Source organism: Flavobacterium sp. GQ95 (genome assembly GCF_059758655.1).
Genome location: NZ_JCAXEB010000002.1, coordinates 337,768 through 354,161, shown reverse-complemented (window position 1 = coordinate 354,161; position 16,394 = coordinate 337,768). Strand labels below are relative to the sequence as shown.

Genomic DNA, 16,394 nt, shown 5'->3' with positions numbered 1-16,394 from the left:
TTGATGAATTATGGTTTTCCGTAAAGTGGTTGATTATTAAATAGTAATCTTTGCTTAATGATTTAAATAAATAGACTAATTTAGTGAAACATCACAATAATGGTTTTTATATTTGTGATACTCAATTTAATCATCAAACATATGGACCAAAGTACAATATATTCTATTGGACATGGCAACAAAACTTTAGAAAAATTCATTGAAGAATTACATGCTTTTAAAATAGAGTACGTATTTGATGTTAGATCAAAACCATACTCTAAATTCAATCCTCATTTTAATAGAGATCTGTTAGAAGCAGAACTTGCTCAAAATGGTGTAACTTATATATATGCAGGTGATTATTTAGGTGGGTTACCTAGTGATATAAGCTGTTATGTAAAGGGAAAAGTTGATTATGAAAAGGTAAAAGAAAAAGATTTCTTTAAAGAAGGAATAAATACAATAATTGAAGCAAACCTTGAAAAAGTAGTAATAGGATTAATGTGTAGTGAAAGCAAACCAGAAACTTGTCATAGAAGTAAATTAATAGGCCAAGAATTATTAAAGCATAATATTTCTATTAATCACATCATTAATTCAAAAATAACTAAAGACCAAGAAAAGGTTATGAATGAATTAATGCAAGGGAAAAACTTGACAAATTTGTTCGGAAACGAAAATTTAACCTCGAGAAAAAAATATTAGCCATTATGGAAATTTATACTATTGGTGTTTATAACTCTTCTGAAGATACTTTCTTCAATAAACTTATCAATAATAAAATTGATACTTTTATTGATGTAAGACAAAGAAGAGGTGTTAGAGGCTCGAAATATTCTTTTGTTAATAGCACTAAATTACAGGAAAAATTAGCTTCATTAAATATAAAATATATTCATCAATTAGATTTAGCCCCATCAACTGAAGTAAGAAATTTACAAAAAAATGCAGATTCAAAAAAAAATGATTTAAAACAAACTCGTGAAGAACTTGACGACACTTTTAAAGAAGCATACAAGAATCTGATCCTTAATAAATTTGACATTAAACATTTTATTAATAATCTTGAATTAAAAAACTCATCAAAAATAATTCTTTTTTGTGTAGAGGAAAATTCAAGCGCTTGTCATAGATCATTAATTACGGAAAAAATAAAAAAAGAATTAAACGTAGTAATTTATAACTTATAATTTTAAGTATGGAAGTATTGATTGTAGCAAAAACAAAGTGGGGAGATTTTTTTTGCATTGGAGGAATTGAGCTTCAAACCAACAAATACACAAGATTAATGGATTTAAATGGAGGTTACCAGCCATCAAATACGAAATATAAAGTGGGTGAAGTTTGGGACATCAATTACATACAATCTCCTACAACACCACCTCACATAGAAGACGTCAGAGTATCTGGAGCAAGATTAATTGGTACAATGGATCCAAAAAAACACATATTAGCTAATTGTACTATTTGGAAAGGCGAACTACACAATATATTTAATTCAAAATTAAAATGGAAAAATGGAAGTGGTTTCTTGGATGATCCAAAAAATATTCCAGTAAATAGTGTTGGATTTTGGCAAAACGATAAAGACTTAATTTTTAAATACAATAAGTATTATATCTATAGCTCCTTATTCAAAGAAGATAAAAAAATGCCTTATAAAGGTGATGTAACGCCACTTTCTACAATTCCAACAGGAACATTGATTAGAGTTTCTTTGGCAAAATGGTGGCATCCAAAAGATAATCCTACTATTGGAGACAAATGCTATCTACAACTTTCCGGATGGTATAACTAAAAAGTCCAACATAAAAATGCTGGACTTTTTAAATTTTTAGCAATACTAGCATAATCTAAATTAACTTAACATCAATAATAATTGGTCATCAGTAATATTTGGAAAATTGTTTTTAATGTGCGTTTGAAACTCCAAAAGCGAACCATTGTATTTTTTAACAAATTCAACTAATTCTCCTTTAGGCTTTTTAAAATGTTTATTGATGTTTTTTATAATAACTCTTCTGGTTCCATTTTTTAATCTGTTTATAAATCCTTTTGAATTACTAGTTTTTAAAGTTCCGTCTAAGATTTCTTTCGACAAATAATTACTTGATATGAACCAATTAAATGCACTTGTATAAGCTCTCTTAGAACCAATTAAAAATTTAGGAACTAATATAATGTTTTTACCATGAAAAGAAGGTAGATTAACATCTTTCAACATCCAGCAATTTCGACTAGAATCATAGTATTCAATTTCAACCTTTGAGGTAGCAATACCATGTAACTGACATTGCTCATAGGTAAATTCAGCAAAAATATCTCTGCAAACATTAGCTAAAGTATCAGACATATTATCAGGCCCAATTCCCTTTACTAATAAAAGCACATTATGTGCCTCGTTCGTTATCGACACTCCTGCTTTTGCAAAAAGATTATTACTTAAGGAATCAAAAATTACTTCTGCCTTAGTCGGCCCAATTCCTTTTCCTTTATTTGTCTTTGAGTATCCAAAACCATATTCATTTGCTTCCTGCAAATGAGAAAGAAAAGCAAGACCATTTATCCTGTCATTAGGAACTATATAAGTTCTGTTTAAATATTCTAAAAATGATTTACTTCTCAGATATACCTTTTTCGCTATCTTATTCTCTAAATTATTAGCAATATTATATGGATCAATAAAAAGTTCCAAATCACTTCCCAATAAAATATTAATATGTTCTGTTTGTTTTGTGACATTAAAATGCCCATCAAAATTATTCTTCTTTTTCATAATTACAGTTTTTTCTAAAATTTTATTTTTATAATTCCACTCAATTTTAAAACTGAGTGGAATTTGTTTACCTTTAATAGCATTATTTTTTACCTTTACTATCACTTCTGTTACTTCTAATATGTTCTTTTACTTCAATTTTTTTTCCATCAACTACTTTCGTATATGCAGGAATTCTGTTGAATTTTTTTCCATCTGAATCTTTAGCCATAATTTTTACACCTCCTTTCTAATATTTTATATTGTTAAACTTCTTATATTTACATATACAAGATTCAGTGACAAAGTTTTATTCTAAATGAAAAATTAATGGGATATTGTCACTGTTTTAAGTATATATTAATATAAACATTCATAAGTTGAAGAAAAGTGAAATAGAAGATATACTAATGAATTTCGCCTATAAGGAGGAGTTTAGATCAGATGCTGAAAATTCATTTATAAAATTTTATAAAGAGTACTCAAAGTATTTATATAAGGTAGTAATTGAAGCAAAAAGAAAATATACTTTTTTAAGAGAAGATATACTTCATGATATTGTGAATAATACTTTTTTAAAGATATATGAAAACCCACTATTGTTTCAAATAGATGAATCTCATTCTGATCTTATTACTGATGCCAGGTTTAAGGCATATTTATCTACTATTGCAAAAAATAATCTAAAAGATTTATTAAATAAAGAAATAAAAGAAAATCATTTAAAAATTATTGACGATGATGAACAGATTTTTGATCCACCCGAAATTGAAACAGATGAAAACATTTCTCTTTCACAAATGAGAATATTATTGGATGAAGTTTTAAATACATTCAAAGAAAGAGACAAAGCTATCTTACTTACTCTCTATGAATTTTATGAAGAAGGAAAAAATACTCCTTCGGAAACTTTGGACTGGCTTTGCGAAGTTCATAAAACTACTAGGGACAATATCAAAGCTATTAAAAGTCGATGCAATAAAAAGATAATTGATCACTTTAATAGTAAACCGACGAATACAAAGACAATCTCTAAATGAGCAAACAAAATAAATTAATCAAGGTAATTCAATCGCATGGATACATATTTCCAACTGATGAAGAAAGTGTAATTGAATTTGAAAAAAATTACAAAAAGGATATCGAGTCAATTAAACCAAAAGAATGGGACAACCCTCTCAACATTCTTAAAAAAGGTTTTGCAAACAAAATTGATATTTTACAAGATGAAACACCGCATTCAGATAATTTAGCACAAGCAGCTAGAGATGGTAAACAATTATCTTTAGAAATATTGAAAAAAATGCGTGATGATAGATTAAAAAATAATGAATAAACATTTATCACAACATCGAAAAAATGAATTGTCAGATTTAGCAGAATTTATTGCAAATTCTTATTGTCCTGATAATATAATAAATCCAGAATATATTGCTAGAAAAAATTCTATTTCTTTCTGTTATGGAAATTATGAACAATATTTCGATGGTATGATTGAGCACTTAAATAATAAATTTCATATTTATCTAAACATAGATAGATTAAAACATTCACATACAGTTCGCTGCAGATTTACATTTGCGCATGAACTTGGGCATTATTTCATAGATGAACATCGAAATGCTCTTTCATCTGGTTTAGTGCCAGCTCATAGTTCTTTTACAAATTTTTCTTCCGATAAATATGTAGAATGGGAAGCTGATTATTTTGCAGCATCATTGCTTATGCCAAAAGAACGTTTTTTCAAAGATTGTTATAAGAAGAAGTTTAATTTTTTATTATTAGATCAGCTATCAAAAAAATATCAAACTAGTTTAACATCCACAGCTATTAAATTTGCTGATATAGCTAATCATCCAATACTAATAGTTTTTGGTCAAGACAATAAGATAAAATGGTATTGGTTTAGTGAGGATTTTCCATTTAAATCGATTTTATTCAACAAATTTCAAATTCCTGAAAATACTGTAATGGGTGAATATTTTTCTAAACAAAAAAAACATGAAACAACCCAACAAATTTGGGCTATGGACTGGTTTCAGTATGTTTCAAACAAAGATACTAATAGAAGATTTTTCGAACACTGCCTCCCTTTTAAAAACCAAGCACTTAGCATAATTTGGGAAGAATAATAAATCTCACACTCCATCCCCGATCAGTATTCCGTCCTTCCTCTACAAATGTTTCTGACTTAGCTTTGTTTCAGTTCAGAAAAATCAAAAAACCGTATAAATACGTGTTGCTTCATTTTTATTTATCGTTACACTTGCTAAAAATATTTTTTTAGTCAATTGTGGTTTTCCATAATAAAGTTTAAATATTTAACCTTACTATTACAATCTAAGATTTTAACACTACTGATTTATATTATTTAAGAATCAAAATGTTTCTACTTTTAGTAATCAAATGGTATTAAATGCTTCATTTAATAAAGAATTCAAATATGAATATTGAGAAAATTTACGAGTTAAGAAAAAGTTTTACAATTATAGCATTAACTGGAAGAAAAGGATCTGGATGTAGCGAAGTTGCAAATAGGTTAAAGGAAGGTTTTAGTAGCAACAACTTAATTTTTAGGCACCCAAGTACAACTAATATTTCTCATAATTCGTATAGAAAGTATAGAATCGTTTATGAATACTCAAAAGAAAATTTCAATCCTCATATTTTGATTTCTTATAAAAAAATACTTTTACTTTTTATTCTAACTAAAAACTATGATTGTTTTATAGAATTTTTAAAAAGTGAACTTTTACGAAGAGATTTTGCCGATTCAAAACTTGAACATTTATGTGATTTTGATAATGAAATTAAAAAAATGTCATCTTTCAAAAATGACTTTGATATAATCCATGAAGAGATTACTATAATTTGGAAAAAGCTAAAAAATAGAAGAGCAAGAGATCTGAAAAACTTATATCTTACAAATGAATTTCAAGATTTATCAGATAACATATTTAATTTGTTAGAAACACATTCTACAGTAAAACGCAATAAATTATTACAGATTATAGGAAATAATATTAGAAAATCTAGCCAATATGACGATTGTACAAATATCAATGTAGACAATGTTTTTTCGGTTGTTGATTTAATAAATGATATTATTAAGGCTTTTGATAGAGAAAATAAAAAATCACAAATTTCAACTGAAATTGTAATTGATTCCTTAAGAAACCCACTTGAAATAATGTTCTTTAGGCAACGTTTTTCTGCATTCTATACTATAGCTGTAAATAGAACTGAAAACATAAAAAAGGACGTTATAAAAGATCGATACAAGAATGATCGCCAAGTCGATATAGACAAGCTAATTGGAGAAGAATATAGTGGAGCTAAGACAAAAGATTTTTATAAACAGAATGTCTCTCAGTGTATTCAAAATTCAGACATACATTTAGCATTTAAAGAATATGATGAAATTGATGATTTAAATAAAGAAGTTTTATCAAAAGGTGAAAATGTTTCACCTTATTTTTCATGGCAAATGCAACTTCTTAAATTTTTGTCATTAATTGATCAACCAGGCATAGTAACGCCTTCACCAGAAGAAAGATGTATGCAACTTGCATTTACGGCAAAATATAATTCTGGTTGCATTTCACGACAAGTAGGAGCTTCTATTACGGATGAAAATTATGCAATTAAAGCAATTGGATGGAATAATACACCTGAGGGTCAAGTACCATGCGCATTAAGAAATGCAGATGATTTATTGTCTGGTAAAGATGATTATGATGCATTTACTTCTTATGAAAAATCAAATCCTGAATTTCAAAAAGCCTTTAAAGAAAATTATGACAATCAAAATATCCAAAATAACAGAAAGAATTTAAAAGGAAGAAATCTTTGTTTCTGTTTTAAAGGACTTATAAATTCTTATTCAGATGGAAAGAATCAAGTTCACACTAGATCACTTCATGCTGAAGAAAGTGCTTTTCTACAAATAAGCAAATATGGCGGGCAAGGAATCCAAAATGGTAAGCTATTTACGACTGCGAGCCCTTGTGAGTTGTGTTCTAAAAAAGCTTATCAATTGGGGATTAAAGTAATATATTATATTGATCCATATCCCGGAATATCACTTGAACATATATTAACTGCAGGTGCTAAGGAAAGGAATCCAAAATTACGTTTATTTCATGGTGCTATTGGCAATGCATATCATTGGCTTTATGAACCATTCATGGCTTATAAAGATGAACTGAATTTAATTTTGGGACAAAATATCAAGGATTTAGCTTCTAAAAAAGAAGAACTCTTAGTAATTAAAACTAAACAATTACTATCCGCAGAAAATGATATCCAAGCTTTAATTGAAGAAAATGAAAAGCTTAAGGAAATAATTGCTTCAAAAAATGACCTATGAAAGTTTATAAATTTTTACAAAAATATTTTAGTTGCAATATATTATCGAAATAAAACAAATACAATCAATATTAAATATGAGAAAATTTTACTCTTGTAGTGTAGGTGAAGAAAACAAAGGTTATGATGAAGAAAACTTAAATAGAATTATTGAAAAACAAGCATTTATTTTACATGAAGGTACTTCACAAAAAGGAGTGTACTCGAACATTAAAAAAGGTGACATTCTTTTACTTAAGTACAGAGGAAAATTTATTGCTTACGGAGAAGCTCTTGAAATAAAACAAACAAGTGATAAGCCATGGTGTTTATACGCTCCAATTAAAGAATGGTTTTTTTACGATTCTTCGAAGCCATCGTTCGGTACTGAAATATACGGAATGAAAAATGCCACTTTAAGTGGTAGTCAATACGGCACTGTTAAACCCTTAGAAAGTGATTTTTCTTTTAATAAAATCAGAAAAATTAATAAGGATTCACAATTGTTTATTACACTTAAAAACGAATTACAAAAAGAAATAGATTCAAAAAAAATGCAAGATAAAATAGACTTACTCGAGTATAAAAAACAAATCATTCTTCAAGGCCCTCCAGGAACAGGTAAAACTAGATTGGCTAAAATGATAGCTGAAAAAATGACGAATGTAGTTAAGAAAATAAGTCCTATACAAGAAATCGACTATTTTTTTAAAAATTACACAACCAATGAAGATATTTTTAACCATAGAGGAGCTACTGAGAATTTAGTTAATGAATTTGTAGAAAAGTTTAAACCTCAAGAAATATTAAACTTGTCATTAGAAGATTATGCTCTCGGTCGAGAAGAAAAAGATGGCTTTTGCTATTGGCTAGAATATGTATTGAAAGCAACTGGAAAATATAATGGCCCTGCAGATAAAGGAAAGATATATTTTAATAGCAAAGATAATAAATACATAAAAAGTGGCTTCTTGCAAGACATAGATATAGATTCAGATGCTATGAAAGTTATGGGAATCGAGTTGGAAAAAGTAATTAATCAAAAATTCGATAAAGGAGTTAATTTCCAAATTGGAAGAAACTTTGTTTTAAAAATATTGAACACTTATTATCCTGAAACTTATTTTCCAATTAATAGTGAACATTGTATTAATAATGTACTTAAAATTTTTGGCCAAGATTATACAGGATTGAATTACATTGAAAAAAACAAAAATGTACAGTTAATTTTTCTTAAAAAAAAGAAAGAATTCAATACTGATATTACCAACTACGAATTCATGTACTTTCTTTTCAATACATTTAATTTAAAAAAGGAAGTTAAATTGGAGAACAATGAAATTGTAATTAAAGGTGATTATAAAATAATACAATTTCACCCTTCTTACTCCTATGAAGATTTCGTTAGAGGTATTACTGCAAAAACAACAAAAGAGGGTATTTACTATGAAGTAGAAGATAGAATCTTGCTTCAGATGGCAGAGGAGGCATATAATGATTCAAATTCTAAATACATACTAATCATTGATGAGATCAATAGAGCCAATTTACCATCAGTTCTAGGAGAATTGATCTATGCTTTAGAGTACAGATTTAATCATATAAAAAAAAATTATAAAGAATCATCTGTAGAAAGTCTTTATGACATAGCTAAAGATGGCGAAGATTCAAATAGAAATTTACTATTACCAGACAATTTATATATCATTGGAACAATGAACACATCAGATAGAAGTGTGAGCCATATTGATTATGCGATAAGAAGACGTTTTGCTTTCGTGGATGTATTACCTGATATTGAACCTATAAGAGCTGCTGGTTTATCTAAATTTAAAACCGTTTGTGAACTATTTATTGAAAATTTTGATGCTGTAGATTGGAAAGATCCAAAATTTAAAACATCAAAACATATTTCTAGTGAATTTAAGCCGGAAGATGTTATGATTGGACATAGTTATTTCATTACAAAAGAAAAAGACGAAGAAGGCAAACCATTGGATGAAAAAAAACAAATGGAGTTGAAACTGCAATATGAAATTGTGCCTATTTTAAAGGAATATATCAAAGATGGCATCTTAAAACAATCAAAAGAGATAGAAACATTAGTAAGTAGTTTATAATGATTGTTATCAAGGAACAATATGGCTATAAAAATCCGAAATCAATAAAATACGATTTATCGGGGCACTCAACTATTACACCACATAAAAAATTATTTAAACAGAAAAAAAGTGATGGCTGTTGTTATGAGATAACACGAAATGGAAAAAATTTAAATATTGAAGCTTCTTATTTTGTAGGTGTAGATTGGGTAATTGAGAATGAACTACCAATTTATATTCAACCCAAATTAAACAGAGACAAATCAGAAGTAAATTATATCAGAATGCTTTTTGATGCATTGCAAGAACCTGAGAACTTTAATCATTTAGGCCATTTGTGTAAAATAAATTTTGATACACCAACTATTAAAATAGACCAAACACAAGATTTATTGTCTCCGCTTTTAGTTGTTCAATACTTGCAGTTATTGCGAAGAATAGTTCAAAAAGGATTAAGGAAATCATACTATCCCGTTATTAAAAATTTAAACGGTAGAGTTAAAGGTAAAATATTGGTTAATGCTACCATCAAAAATAATCATGCTAAAAATAAAATGCTTTACACTTATTGCAAGTATGATGAATTTGGAGCAAATACTACTGAAAATAAAGTTTTAAAGAAAGCATTGTTGTTTGCTCAAAAAGCAATTCAAAACATTAATGGAATTAATCCAGAACAATTACAAAGTTTATTCAACTATATCCAGCCAGCCTTTCATTCAGTTGATGAGGAAATAGATATTGAAGAACTAAAAACCGTAAAACCAAATCCATTATATAAAGAATACCAACAAGCTTTAGAATTAGCTAAATTTATATTAAAACGATATGGTTATACTATTTCAACAATAAATCCGATTGAAATACAAACACCTCCATTTTGGATTGACATGAGTAAATTATTTGAGCTGTATGTTTTTGCTAAATTAAAAGAATTATACCCTTTAAAAGGTGAGGTAGAATATCACGTAAAAACAAACCGTCAAGAATTAGATTTCATAATTAACTCGAAAGATAAAAAATGTCAAATGGTGGTTGATGCTAAATACAAACCACAATACAAAGATGGGAATATTAGTAAAGATGATATAAGACAAGTAAGCGGTTACGCGAGAATGGCATCTATATACAAAGAGTTAGGAATGGAAGATAATCACAATGAGGTTATCGATTGCTTAATAATATATTCTGATCAAAAAGCAACTAGAAGAGATTTTGTAAAAGACAATTTCTACTATGAGCCAGAGAATAATTATGTGAAGTTTTATAAAATAGGAATCGAACTACCTACTATATAATTTAATTGAGCTAATTTATCAGATAAATTATGACTTCGCACCCTTCTGTACCAAATTTGAAAAAAAACAAAAACCCCTCAAAGTCTGACTTTAAACTAAGTTTTACTTAAAAAATACAATGAAAAAAAATCTTAAAAGAAAGTACTTTTAGAGTACTTTCTTTTAAGATTTTTTTGTACTACTGCATTGGAAATCTTTGCAGAAGAAAGTTCTGGAGAGTTTTATCAGCACGAAGCCATCTTGCTCCTGATTGGATGGCTGTATATAATGATGTATTTTTTTAATATAAGTCTACTAATTAAGGTGTCATTGATTTTAAATCAGCTAGTGCTTTATAAGCATTTTTACCTACATATCTTTTGAAAATGTAGTTTGAAACTGCTTCTATTTTAGGTCTTAATAATAGTTTTATTTTAATTTCTGAAATATCAGAAATTAAATCTCCATGTATTGTTGTGTATATAGTTTCAACAACAAAATTAGCTTCATTAGCCATATATTCATCTGGAGAAATAATTGCATCTATTGAAATTTTTTGGTTATCTGATACTTTTAATGGCTTGAGTGGAGTCAATATGTAACCACCTGGTTGAGAATGATGCCCTTCATTAATAACCTGTTTATAATCCTTGGCTTTAAATAATAAAAATAGTGGTTGAATTGCAGTTTGATTGCCAACATTGTCTATACTAAAATTTAGTTTTATATCAGTTGATTTTGCAATTACATCGGCAGTTGTAAAAACTGTTATTAATGGCGTGTTTCCGCTTTTGATCATTTCATCTAATCGAATTTCCATCAACTCTGTCTTTAATTCAACGGCTAATTTCTCTTTAATATCTAGAACATCTTTAAATGGCCATATCCAATTGTCTTGTTTTTTAGTAGATAATTTTCTCCTATCCTTAATAATCTCAAAAATTTTTTCATCTTTTTGTTCTATCCATGAGAGATTAGCGGATGTCTTTGTTTTTTTAAACTGTATGTAGTCAGCCTCAAGCCTGTCTCTGACAAAAAATAATATTCTCTTTTTATTTTTTTTTGCCTCTAAATATTCAAGATGAGTTGCTGAATAATCTCCAAAACCGGCTACCGCTAGATTACCGCCATAACGTTGACATAAAACTAATATAACTGTATCGCATGAACGAAGATTAATTAAACAGGTTTCAATTGAGTTTTGATCTGGATAAGTACCGAATTCACTGTCTAACTGATCTGACATAACAGGGTTCATTCCCAATGTTTCCAAATATACTTTCAATTCGGCTCTTAAATCAATTAAATCATAACATGTTGAGCTGATAAATATTCTTTTATTCATTTTAAATTATCTTTAGTAAAAGTAAATCATACATCTTCATTATGTAGCTATGATATTTCTTGTATTAAATATATAGATAATATTGTTATTTAAGCAAATGTAAATACCTTATTTTTTTTAAAACATCACTGTTGAAAACAGTATAACAAGTAAAGGCAAAAGTTTCCGACTTTTGCACCATTTCAACAAGCCCGCAATTGAAAACAAAAACGCCTCAAAGTCTCCGACTTTAAACTAAGGTCTACTTAAATACAACCTAACAACTTTTTCACAATAACAAAAAAGAGGAATATCTACCCCCCGCTCCGCAAAGTGTTCTCTTCCCCGCTGCTGCAAACATCTCTGGCTTTGCGCCATTCCTATAACTAAAATTTAAAAACAACAAAGAGACTCGAAAGTCTCTTTTTGCAAATTAAATATCTTTTATAAATTATTTATTGATTAGTTTTTCAAGCCTTGCCATCATTTCATCTTTCTCTTTCAGCATACGCTCGTATAATGCAATTTTTTCTTCGTGCATCTTTAGCACTTGCTCTATAGGATTGAAAGTAGGATTATCATTTCTCTGATATCCAATACTATTATCGCCAAAAGTATTAGAAATAATATTTATTGCCTGCTCCTCATCGAAATTTTGAAAAGCTTCAACCGGAATTTTTAATACTGCGGAGATTTGTTTAAGCAGGCTGTCTTCAATTATATCTTTCTGTTCTAGCATAGAAACTTTCTTCTGATTCCAGTCTTCTCCCAGATCATACGCTAACGCTTCCTGCTTTATGTTAAGCATTTCTCTAAAACGCTTTACGTTTCTTCCCTGATGTATTTTCTGTTCCATAATGAGTATAATTTCTGAAGGCTCAAAGATAAAGCCATTTACATTAAAAATTCTGAGTTTCAAATATAAAAAAATATCCTCTAAAACATCTATTTTGTCAGATATTATATCCGCTTTTCAAACTCCGTTCTGCGAAGTTTTCTCTTCCCACAATGCCAAACTTCCCCGACTTTGTACCATTTCAACTAAGCCCACAATTAAAAAACAAAAACACCTCAAAGTCTCCGACTTTAATCTAAGGTCTACTTAAATACAATAAACCTAACAACTTTTTCACAACAACAAAAAAGAGGATTATCCAAAACTTCCGTTTTAAGATAATCCTCAATACTATTATTACTAAATTAAATTACCTTACAACCGTAGCTTCAAATTCGATTTTTAGCGTTTCAAAAAGACTTTTAACTTCCATTAAAGTGGTGGCTTGTTTAATGCCGTGTTTGGCGATCCAATCCTGAAAAAGCGAAAAATGAGGCCAAAACTCCGCTGCCGAAGTCGTATAAATAGTGAGTCTGACAATTCCGTTGGGTTCGTAGCCTGCCTGGGTAACGACCGTTTCCAGATTTTGCAATGCCAGAATGATTTGAGATTTCATGTCTTCGGTGCTTGAGGTTCCGTCAGCGTTAACTGCCGCCTGACCGGAAACATATAAGGTTCCTGCTGGTTGTTTTACTTCGACAGCCTGAACATAACTGCGCTCGTCCTGCCATTTCCACGGATTTGTGATGTGTTTTTCCATTTGCTTTGCGTTTTTATTTTGTGTCATTACAGACACAATGGTGAATACTATGACAGCTAAAATCGTCGTGATTTTTTTTATAACTGCTATTTTAAATTAGCAAAGCAAAGTTCAGGATTATCCGTAAAACAAGAATTGACATAAATCACAAATATAAAGTGAGCTATATCACACTAAGCGGATAAACGGCTTAAGGTTTCGCGCGAAATCCCCAAATAAGAGGCAATCAAACTTTTGGGAACGCGCTGCATTAGCGAAGGATATTGTTTGAGCAGTTGTTCGTAACGCTCTTTGGAGTTGGAAGTAAGCCATGAAATAATACGGCGCTGTGAACCCAGAAAACCAAAATTGGCTTTTTCGAGAAAGAAGCGCTGCATTTTTGGGAGGCTGTCGCAAAGTTTATTATAATCTTCAAGTGTGCAGCACAGAACTTCGGTGTCCTCCAAACATTCTAAGGACAATGTTGCTTCGGTCTGCGTAAAAAAGGCATAATAATCACTTTCCCACCAATCTTCCATTGCAAAAGAAACAATGTGCGGTTTTCCGCCATTATCGGTATGAACGAGTTTTAAAAGTCCGGAAATTACAAAATAACAATACCTCACTGTATCGCCTTCCTGTAGAATAAATTGGTGTTTCTTAAATTTTTTAGTGCTAAAATGGGTGCTTATAAACGCAAACTCATCATCCGTAAGAGGTACTATTTTTTCGATATGTTGCCTTAATTTTTCGTGCATATAAAGAGGTGTTACTGCGAATAAGCGGTGATTATTTAAATCCGTTTATTGCAAAAATAAAGCATTTATTAATAAGTCTATTGCTTATATTTTTGGGCTATTAGAAAAGTATTCATCCTGAATTTCACAGAGGACTATTTTAAATAAAACACTTGCCGGATTAATTTTTTTCTAAGACCGCTTCGGATTAATTGTTCTTTCTTTGTTTATGAAATTTATCTTCTCCCCATTTGGAGGGATTATTTTCTATATAAGTCTGAATAGTCTCAAGTGATTTGGAATTTCTGATAATATGATCGTGAAATCTGGAATGCCACTTAAAATCAGCATGAATTTTACGCATTTCAAAACTACATCTTCCTTTATACCATCGAATAATACGGGATATATTTTCATTTAACATTGGATTTTTATCTCCCGCAATCCCGCCATTGCATATGCGTATTGCATGATCAATTAATCGCGGATCTATATCATTATCATTTAATTGCGAATTCGGATTTTCATTTTCAGGAGGAGACGCGATGAATCGCGTCTTTGCAGGTTCGTTATTATTTGATTGCGGATCTATATCATTATTATTTGATGGCGAATTCGGATTTTCATTTTCAGGAGGAGACGCGATGAATCGCGTCTTTGCAGGTTCGTTATTATTTGATTGCGGATCTATATCATTATTATTTAATTGCGAATTTGGATTTGCATTTTCAGGAGGAGACGCGATGAATCGCGTTTGTACGGATTTATTATCATTTAATCGTGTCATTACGGATACGGATTTATTGATAATTAATATTCCATGCATGTGATTGGGCATTATTACAAAATTTCCTAATTCGACGTATGGAAATTGATTGGTAATCTCCTGCCATAAATCGTGGGCTAATTTTCCCAATTCATTCAATTGCATTTCGCGTTCATAAACCTCCCCAAAATAATGCTGCCTTTTATCCGTGCATATTGTGATAAAATAGGCACCATTTGCACCATAATCCCAATTTTCTAATCTGGCAGATGGAATGCGATATTTATTCAGAAATTTTTTCATTTATTCATTTTCATTTTCTAAAATAGAAGAATCGATCATCCCTATATATTCATAATAATCTGCAAAGTACAGACGCGATTTATCGTGTCTCACGCAACGCTAATCAATCCCAATTATAAAGATGGCGATTTATCGCGTATCAGGAATGTGGATTCATTCAATACTTTTAAATTCTTTAAACTAATATAGTATATAATCTTAGTGCAACCAAATAATTTGAAGGAAAATATTTACAAATTACTTAAACATTTTAGAAAAGAAATAAGATAAAAAAATACAGTACGAACCAGTAATAACTCTTAAACATTACATCTTTCGTAGCAATACTAATATCAAAAAAAAAACTGCGTAAAATCCTTTTAGATTCTACGCAGTTTTTTTTATTCTAATATTTCACCTTCAATTACCAGCCCTTCACAGCCCCGCCTTTAAACTCGCGAACAGCTGCCTGCTCTACTTCTGCAGATTGAAAGGCCTGAAGAAACTGTTTTACCTTTTCCTCATTTTTATTGTCTTCACGGCTTACTACCAGATTTACGTATGGAGAATCTTTATCTTCTACAAACAGGGCATCACGTGAAGGAACCAAACCTGCCTGAGAAGCAAAAGTGTTGTTGATAATAGCAATCGAAACATTTTGATCGTCTAAAGCACGTGGCAATTGAGGCGCTTCTAATTCTAATATTTTCAGATTTTTAGGATTACTTATAATGTCTGTTACTTTCGGTAATAAACCAACTCCTGCACGCAATTTTAATAAACCGTTTTTTTCTAAAAGTAGTAACGAACGTCCTCCGTTTGTTGGATCATTTGGAATAATAATCGTGCTCTCGTTTTTCAATTCAGAAAGACTTTTTATTTTTTTAGAATAGGCCGCAATTGGATAAATAAATGTTTTTCCGATAATAGCCAATTTGTAACCACGTTGTTTAGACTGCTCATCCAAATAAGGTTTGTGCTGAAAAGCATTGGCATCGATATCGCCCTGACTTAACGCTTCGTTTGGAATTACATAATCGTTAAAAGAAACCAACTCCACCTCAAGTCCGTATTTTTCTTTGGCAACTTTTTTAGCAGCTTCTGCTACTTTCAATTCTGGCCCCGAAGCAACTCCTACTTTTATAAAATGCGGATCGTTCTTTTTGTTTTCTCCACAATTTGATAAAGCAAGTGATAAAGCTATAATCCCAACTGCTTTAAAGAAATTTAATTTAGTATTCATCTTTA

At 29.9% G+C, this 16,394-nt stretch carries 17 protein-coding genes; 9 read left to right on the top strand and 8 right to left on the bottom strand.

Going from position 1 to position 16,394, the window contains the following annotated elements; translation table 11 throughout:
- Positions 1-141: 141 nt before the first annotated feature.
- The 3 genes from AC6CH4_RS06180 to AC6CH4_RS06170 are packed head-to-tail and all read left to right on the top strand — an operon-like array spanning position 142 to position 1,780.
- Positions 142-687 carry a DUF488 domain-containing protein gene (locus AC6CH4_RS06180; RefSeq protein WP_498101154.1) on the top strand — a complete coding sequence of 182 codons (546 nt, stop codon included), beginning with the start codon at positions 142-144 and terminating at the stop codon, positions 685-687.
- A gap of 5 nt (positions 688-692) precedes the next feature.
- Positions 693-1,172 (top strand): DUF488 family protein, N3 subclade, encoded by a 480-nt coding sequence (locus AC6CH4_RS06175; protein ID WP_498101152.1) that lies wholly within the window; start codon positions 693-695, stop codon positions 1,170-1,172.
- 8 nt (positions 1,173-1,180) lie between these two features.
- Positions 1,181-1,780 (top strand): dual OB domain-containing protein, encoded by a 600-nt coding sequence (locus AC6CH4_RS06170; protein ID WP_498101150.1) that lies wholly within the window; start codon positions 1,181-1,183, stop codon positions 1,778-1,780.
- A 60-nt stretch (positions 1,781-1,840) separates the two neighbouring features.
- On the opposite strand, the gene AC6CH4_RS06165 is transcribed toward AC6CH4_RS06170, so the two are convergent.
- Positions 1,841-2,758: a DUF8370 family protein gene (locus AC6CH4_RS06165; RefSeq protein WP_498101148.1), complete on the bottom strand. Its 918-nt coding sequence runs from the start codon at positions 2,756-2,758 to the stop codon at positions 1,841-1,843.
- A gap of 82 nt (positions 2,759-2,840) precedes the next feature.
- The gene (locus AC6CH4_RS06160; RefSeq protein ID WP_262510123.1) at positions 2,841-2,969 is read right to left on the bottom strand and encodes a hypothetical protein; all 129 of its coding nucleotides are present in this window, start codon (positions 2,967-2,969) and stop codon (positions 2,841-2,843) included.
- Positions 2,970-3,117: 148 nt separating this feature from the next.
- Between AC6CH4_RS06160 and AC6CH4_RS06155 the strand changes: the two genes are divergently transcribed.
- The 6 genes from AC6CH4_RS06155 to AC6CH4_RS06130 all read left to right on the top strand — a co-directional run bounded on the left by AC6CH4_RS06155 (position 3,118) and on the right by AC6CH4_RS06130 (position 10,484).
- The gene (locus AC6CH4_RS06155) at positions 3,118-3,777 is read left to right on the top strand and encodes an RNA polymerase sigma factor (protein WP_498101146.1); all 660 of its coding nucleotides are present in this window, start codon (positions 3,118-3,120) and stop codon (positions 3,775-3,777) included.
- Positions 3,774-4,073: a hypothetical protein gene (locus AC6CH4_RS06150; RefSeq protein WP_498101144.1), complete on the top strand. Its 300-nt coding sequence runs from the start codon at positions 3,774-3,776 to the stop codon at positions 4,071-4,073. Before AC6CH4_RS06155 ends, AC6CH4_RS06150 begins: the two co-directional genes overlap by 4 nt.
- Positions 4,066-4,869 carry an ImmA/IrrE family metallo-endopeptidase gene (locus AC6CH4_RS06145; protein ID WP_498101142.1) on the top strand — a complete coding sequence of 268 codons (804 nt, stop codon included), beginning with the start codon at positions 4,066-4,068 and terminating at the stop codon, positions 4,867-4,869. Before AC6CH4_RS06150 ends, AC6CH4_RS06145 begins: the two co-directional genes overlap by 8 nt.
- A 284-nt stretch (positions 4,870-5,153) precedes the next feature.
- Positions 5,154-7,106: a hypothetical protein gene (locus AC6CH4_RS06140; RefSeq protein ID WP_498101140.1), complete on the top strand. Its 1,953-nt coding sequence runs from the start codon at positions 5,154-5,156 to the stop codon at positions 7,104-7,106.
- A 76-nt stretch (positions 7,107-7,182) separates the two neighbouring features.
- Positions 7,183-9,204 carry an McrB family protein gene (locus tag AC6CH4_RS06135; RefSeq protein ID WP_498101138.1) on the top strand — a complete coding sequence of 674 codons (2,022 nt, stop codon included), beginning with the start codon at positions 7,183-7,185 and terminating at the stop codon, positions 9,202-9,204.
- Positions 9,204-10,484 carry a 5-methylcytosine restriction system specificity protein McrC gene (locus AC6CH4_RS06130; RefSeq protein ID WP_498101136.1) on the top strand — a complete coding sequence of 427 codons (1,281 nt, stop codon included), beginning with the start codon at positions 9,204-9,206 and terminating at the stop codon, positions 10,482-10,484. The genes AC6CH4_RS06135 and AC6CH4_RS06130 overlap by 1 nt, the downstream gene beginning before the upstream one ends.
- Before the next feature lie 298 nt (positions 10,485-10,782).
- Here the strand turns inward: AC6CH4_RS06130 and AC6CH4_RS06125 are convergent, their stop codons facing one another.
- The 6 genes from AC6CH4_RS06125 to metQ all read right to left on the bottom strand — a co-directional run bounded on the left by AC6CH4_RS06125 (position 10,783) and on the right by metQ (position 16,389).
- Positions 10,783-11,808 carry a DUF4062 domain-containing protein gene (locus AC6CH4_RS06125; RefSeq protein WP_498101134.1) on the bottom strand — a complete coding sequence of 342 codons (1,026 nt, stop codon included), beginning with the start codon at positions 11,806-11,808 and terminating at the stop codon, positions 10,783-10,785.
- Positions 11,809-12,238: 430 nt separating this feature from the next.
- Entirely contained in the window at positions 12,239-12,643 is a 405-nt protein-coding gene (locus tag AC6CH4_RS06120) for a helix-turn-helix domain-containing protein (RefSeq protein ID WP_498101132.1), read from the bottom strand.
- Between the two features lie 349 nt (positions 12,644-12,992).
- Positions 12,993-13,382, bottom strand: coding sequence for a RidA family protein (locus AC6CH4_RS06115; protein WP_498101130.1), 390 nt, complete (start codon positions 13,380-13,382; stop codon positions 12,993-12,995).
- Positions 13,383-13,555: 173 nt separating this feature from the next.
- Positions 13,556-14,119 (bottom strand): Crp/Fnr family transcriptional regulator, encoded by a 564-nt coding sequence (locus AC6CH4_RS06110; protein WP_498101128.1) that lies wholly within the window; start codon positions 14,117-14,119, stop codon positions 13,556-13,558.
- A 187-nt stretch (positions 14,120-14,306) separates the two neighbouring features.
- Entirely contained in the window at positions 14,307-15,167 is an 861-nt protein-coding gene (locus AC6CH4_RS06105) for a hypothetical protein (protein WP_498101127.1), read from the bottom strand.
- Positions 15,168-15,570: 403 nt separating this feature from the next.
- Positions 15,571-16,389: a methionine ABC transporter substrate-binding lipoprotein MetQ gene (metQ, locus tag AC6CH4_RS06100; protein WP_498101126.1), complete on the bottom strand. Its 819-nt coding sequence runs from the start codon at positions 16,387-16,389 to the stop codon at positions 15,571-15,573.
- Positions 16,390-16,394: the final 5 nt, after the last annotated feature.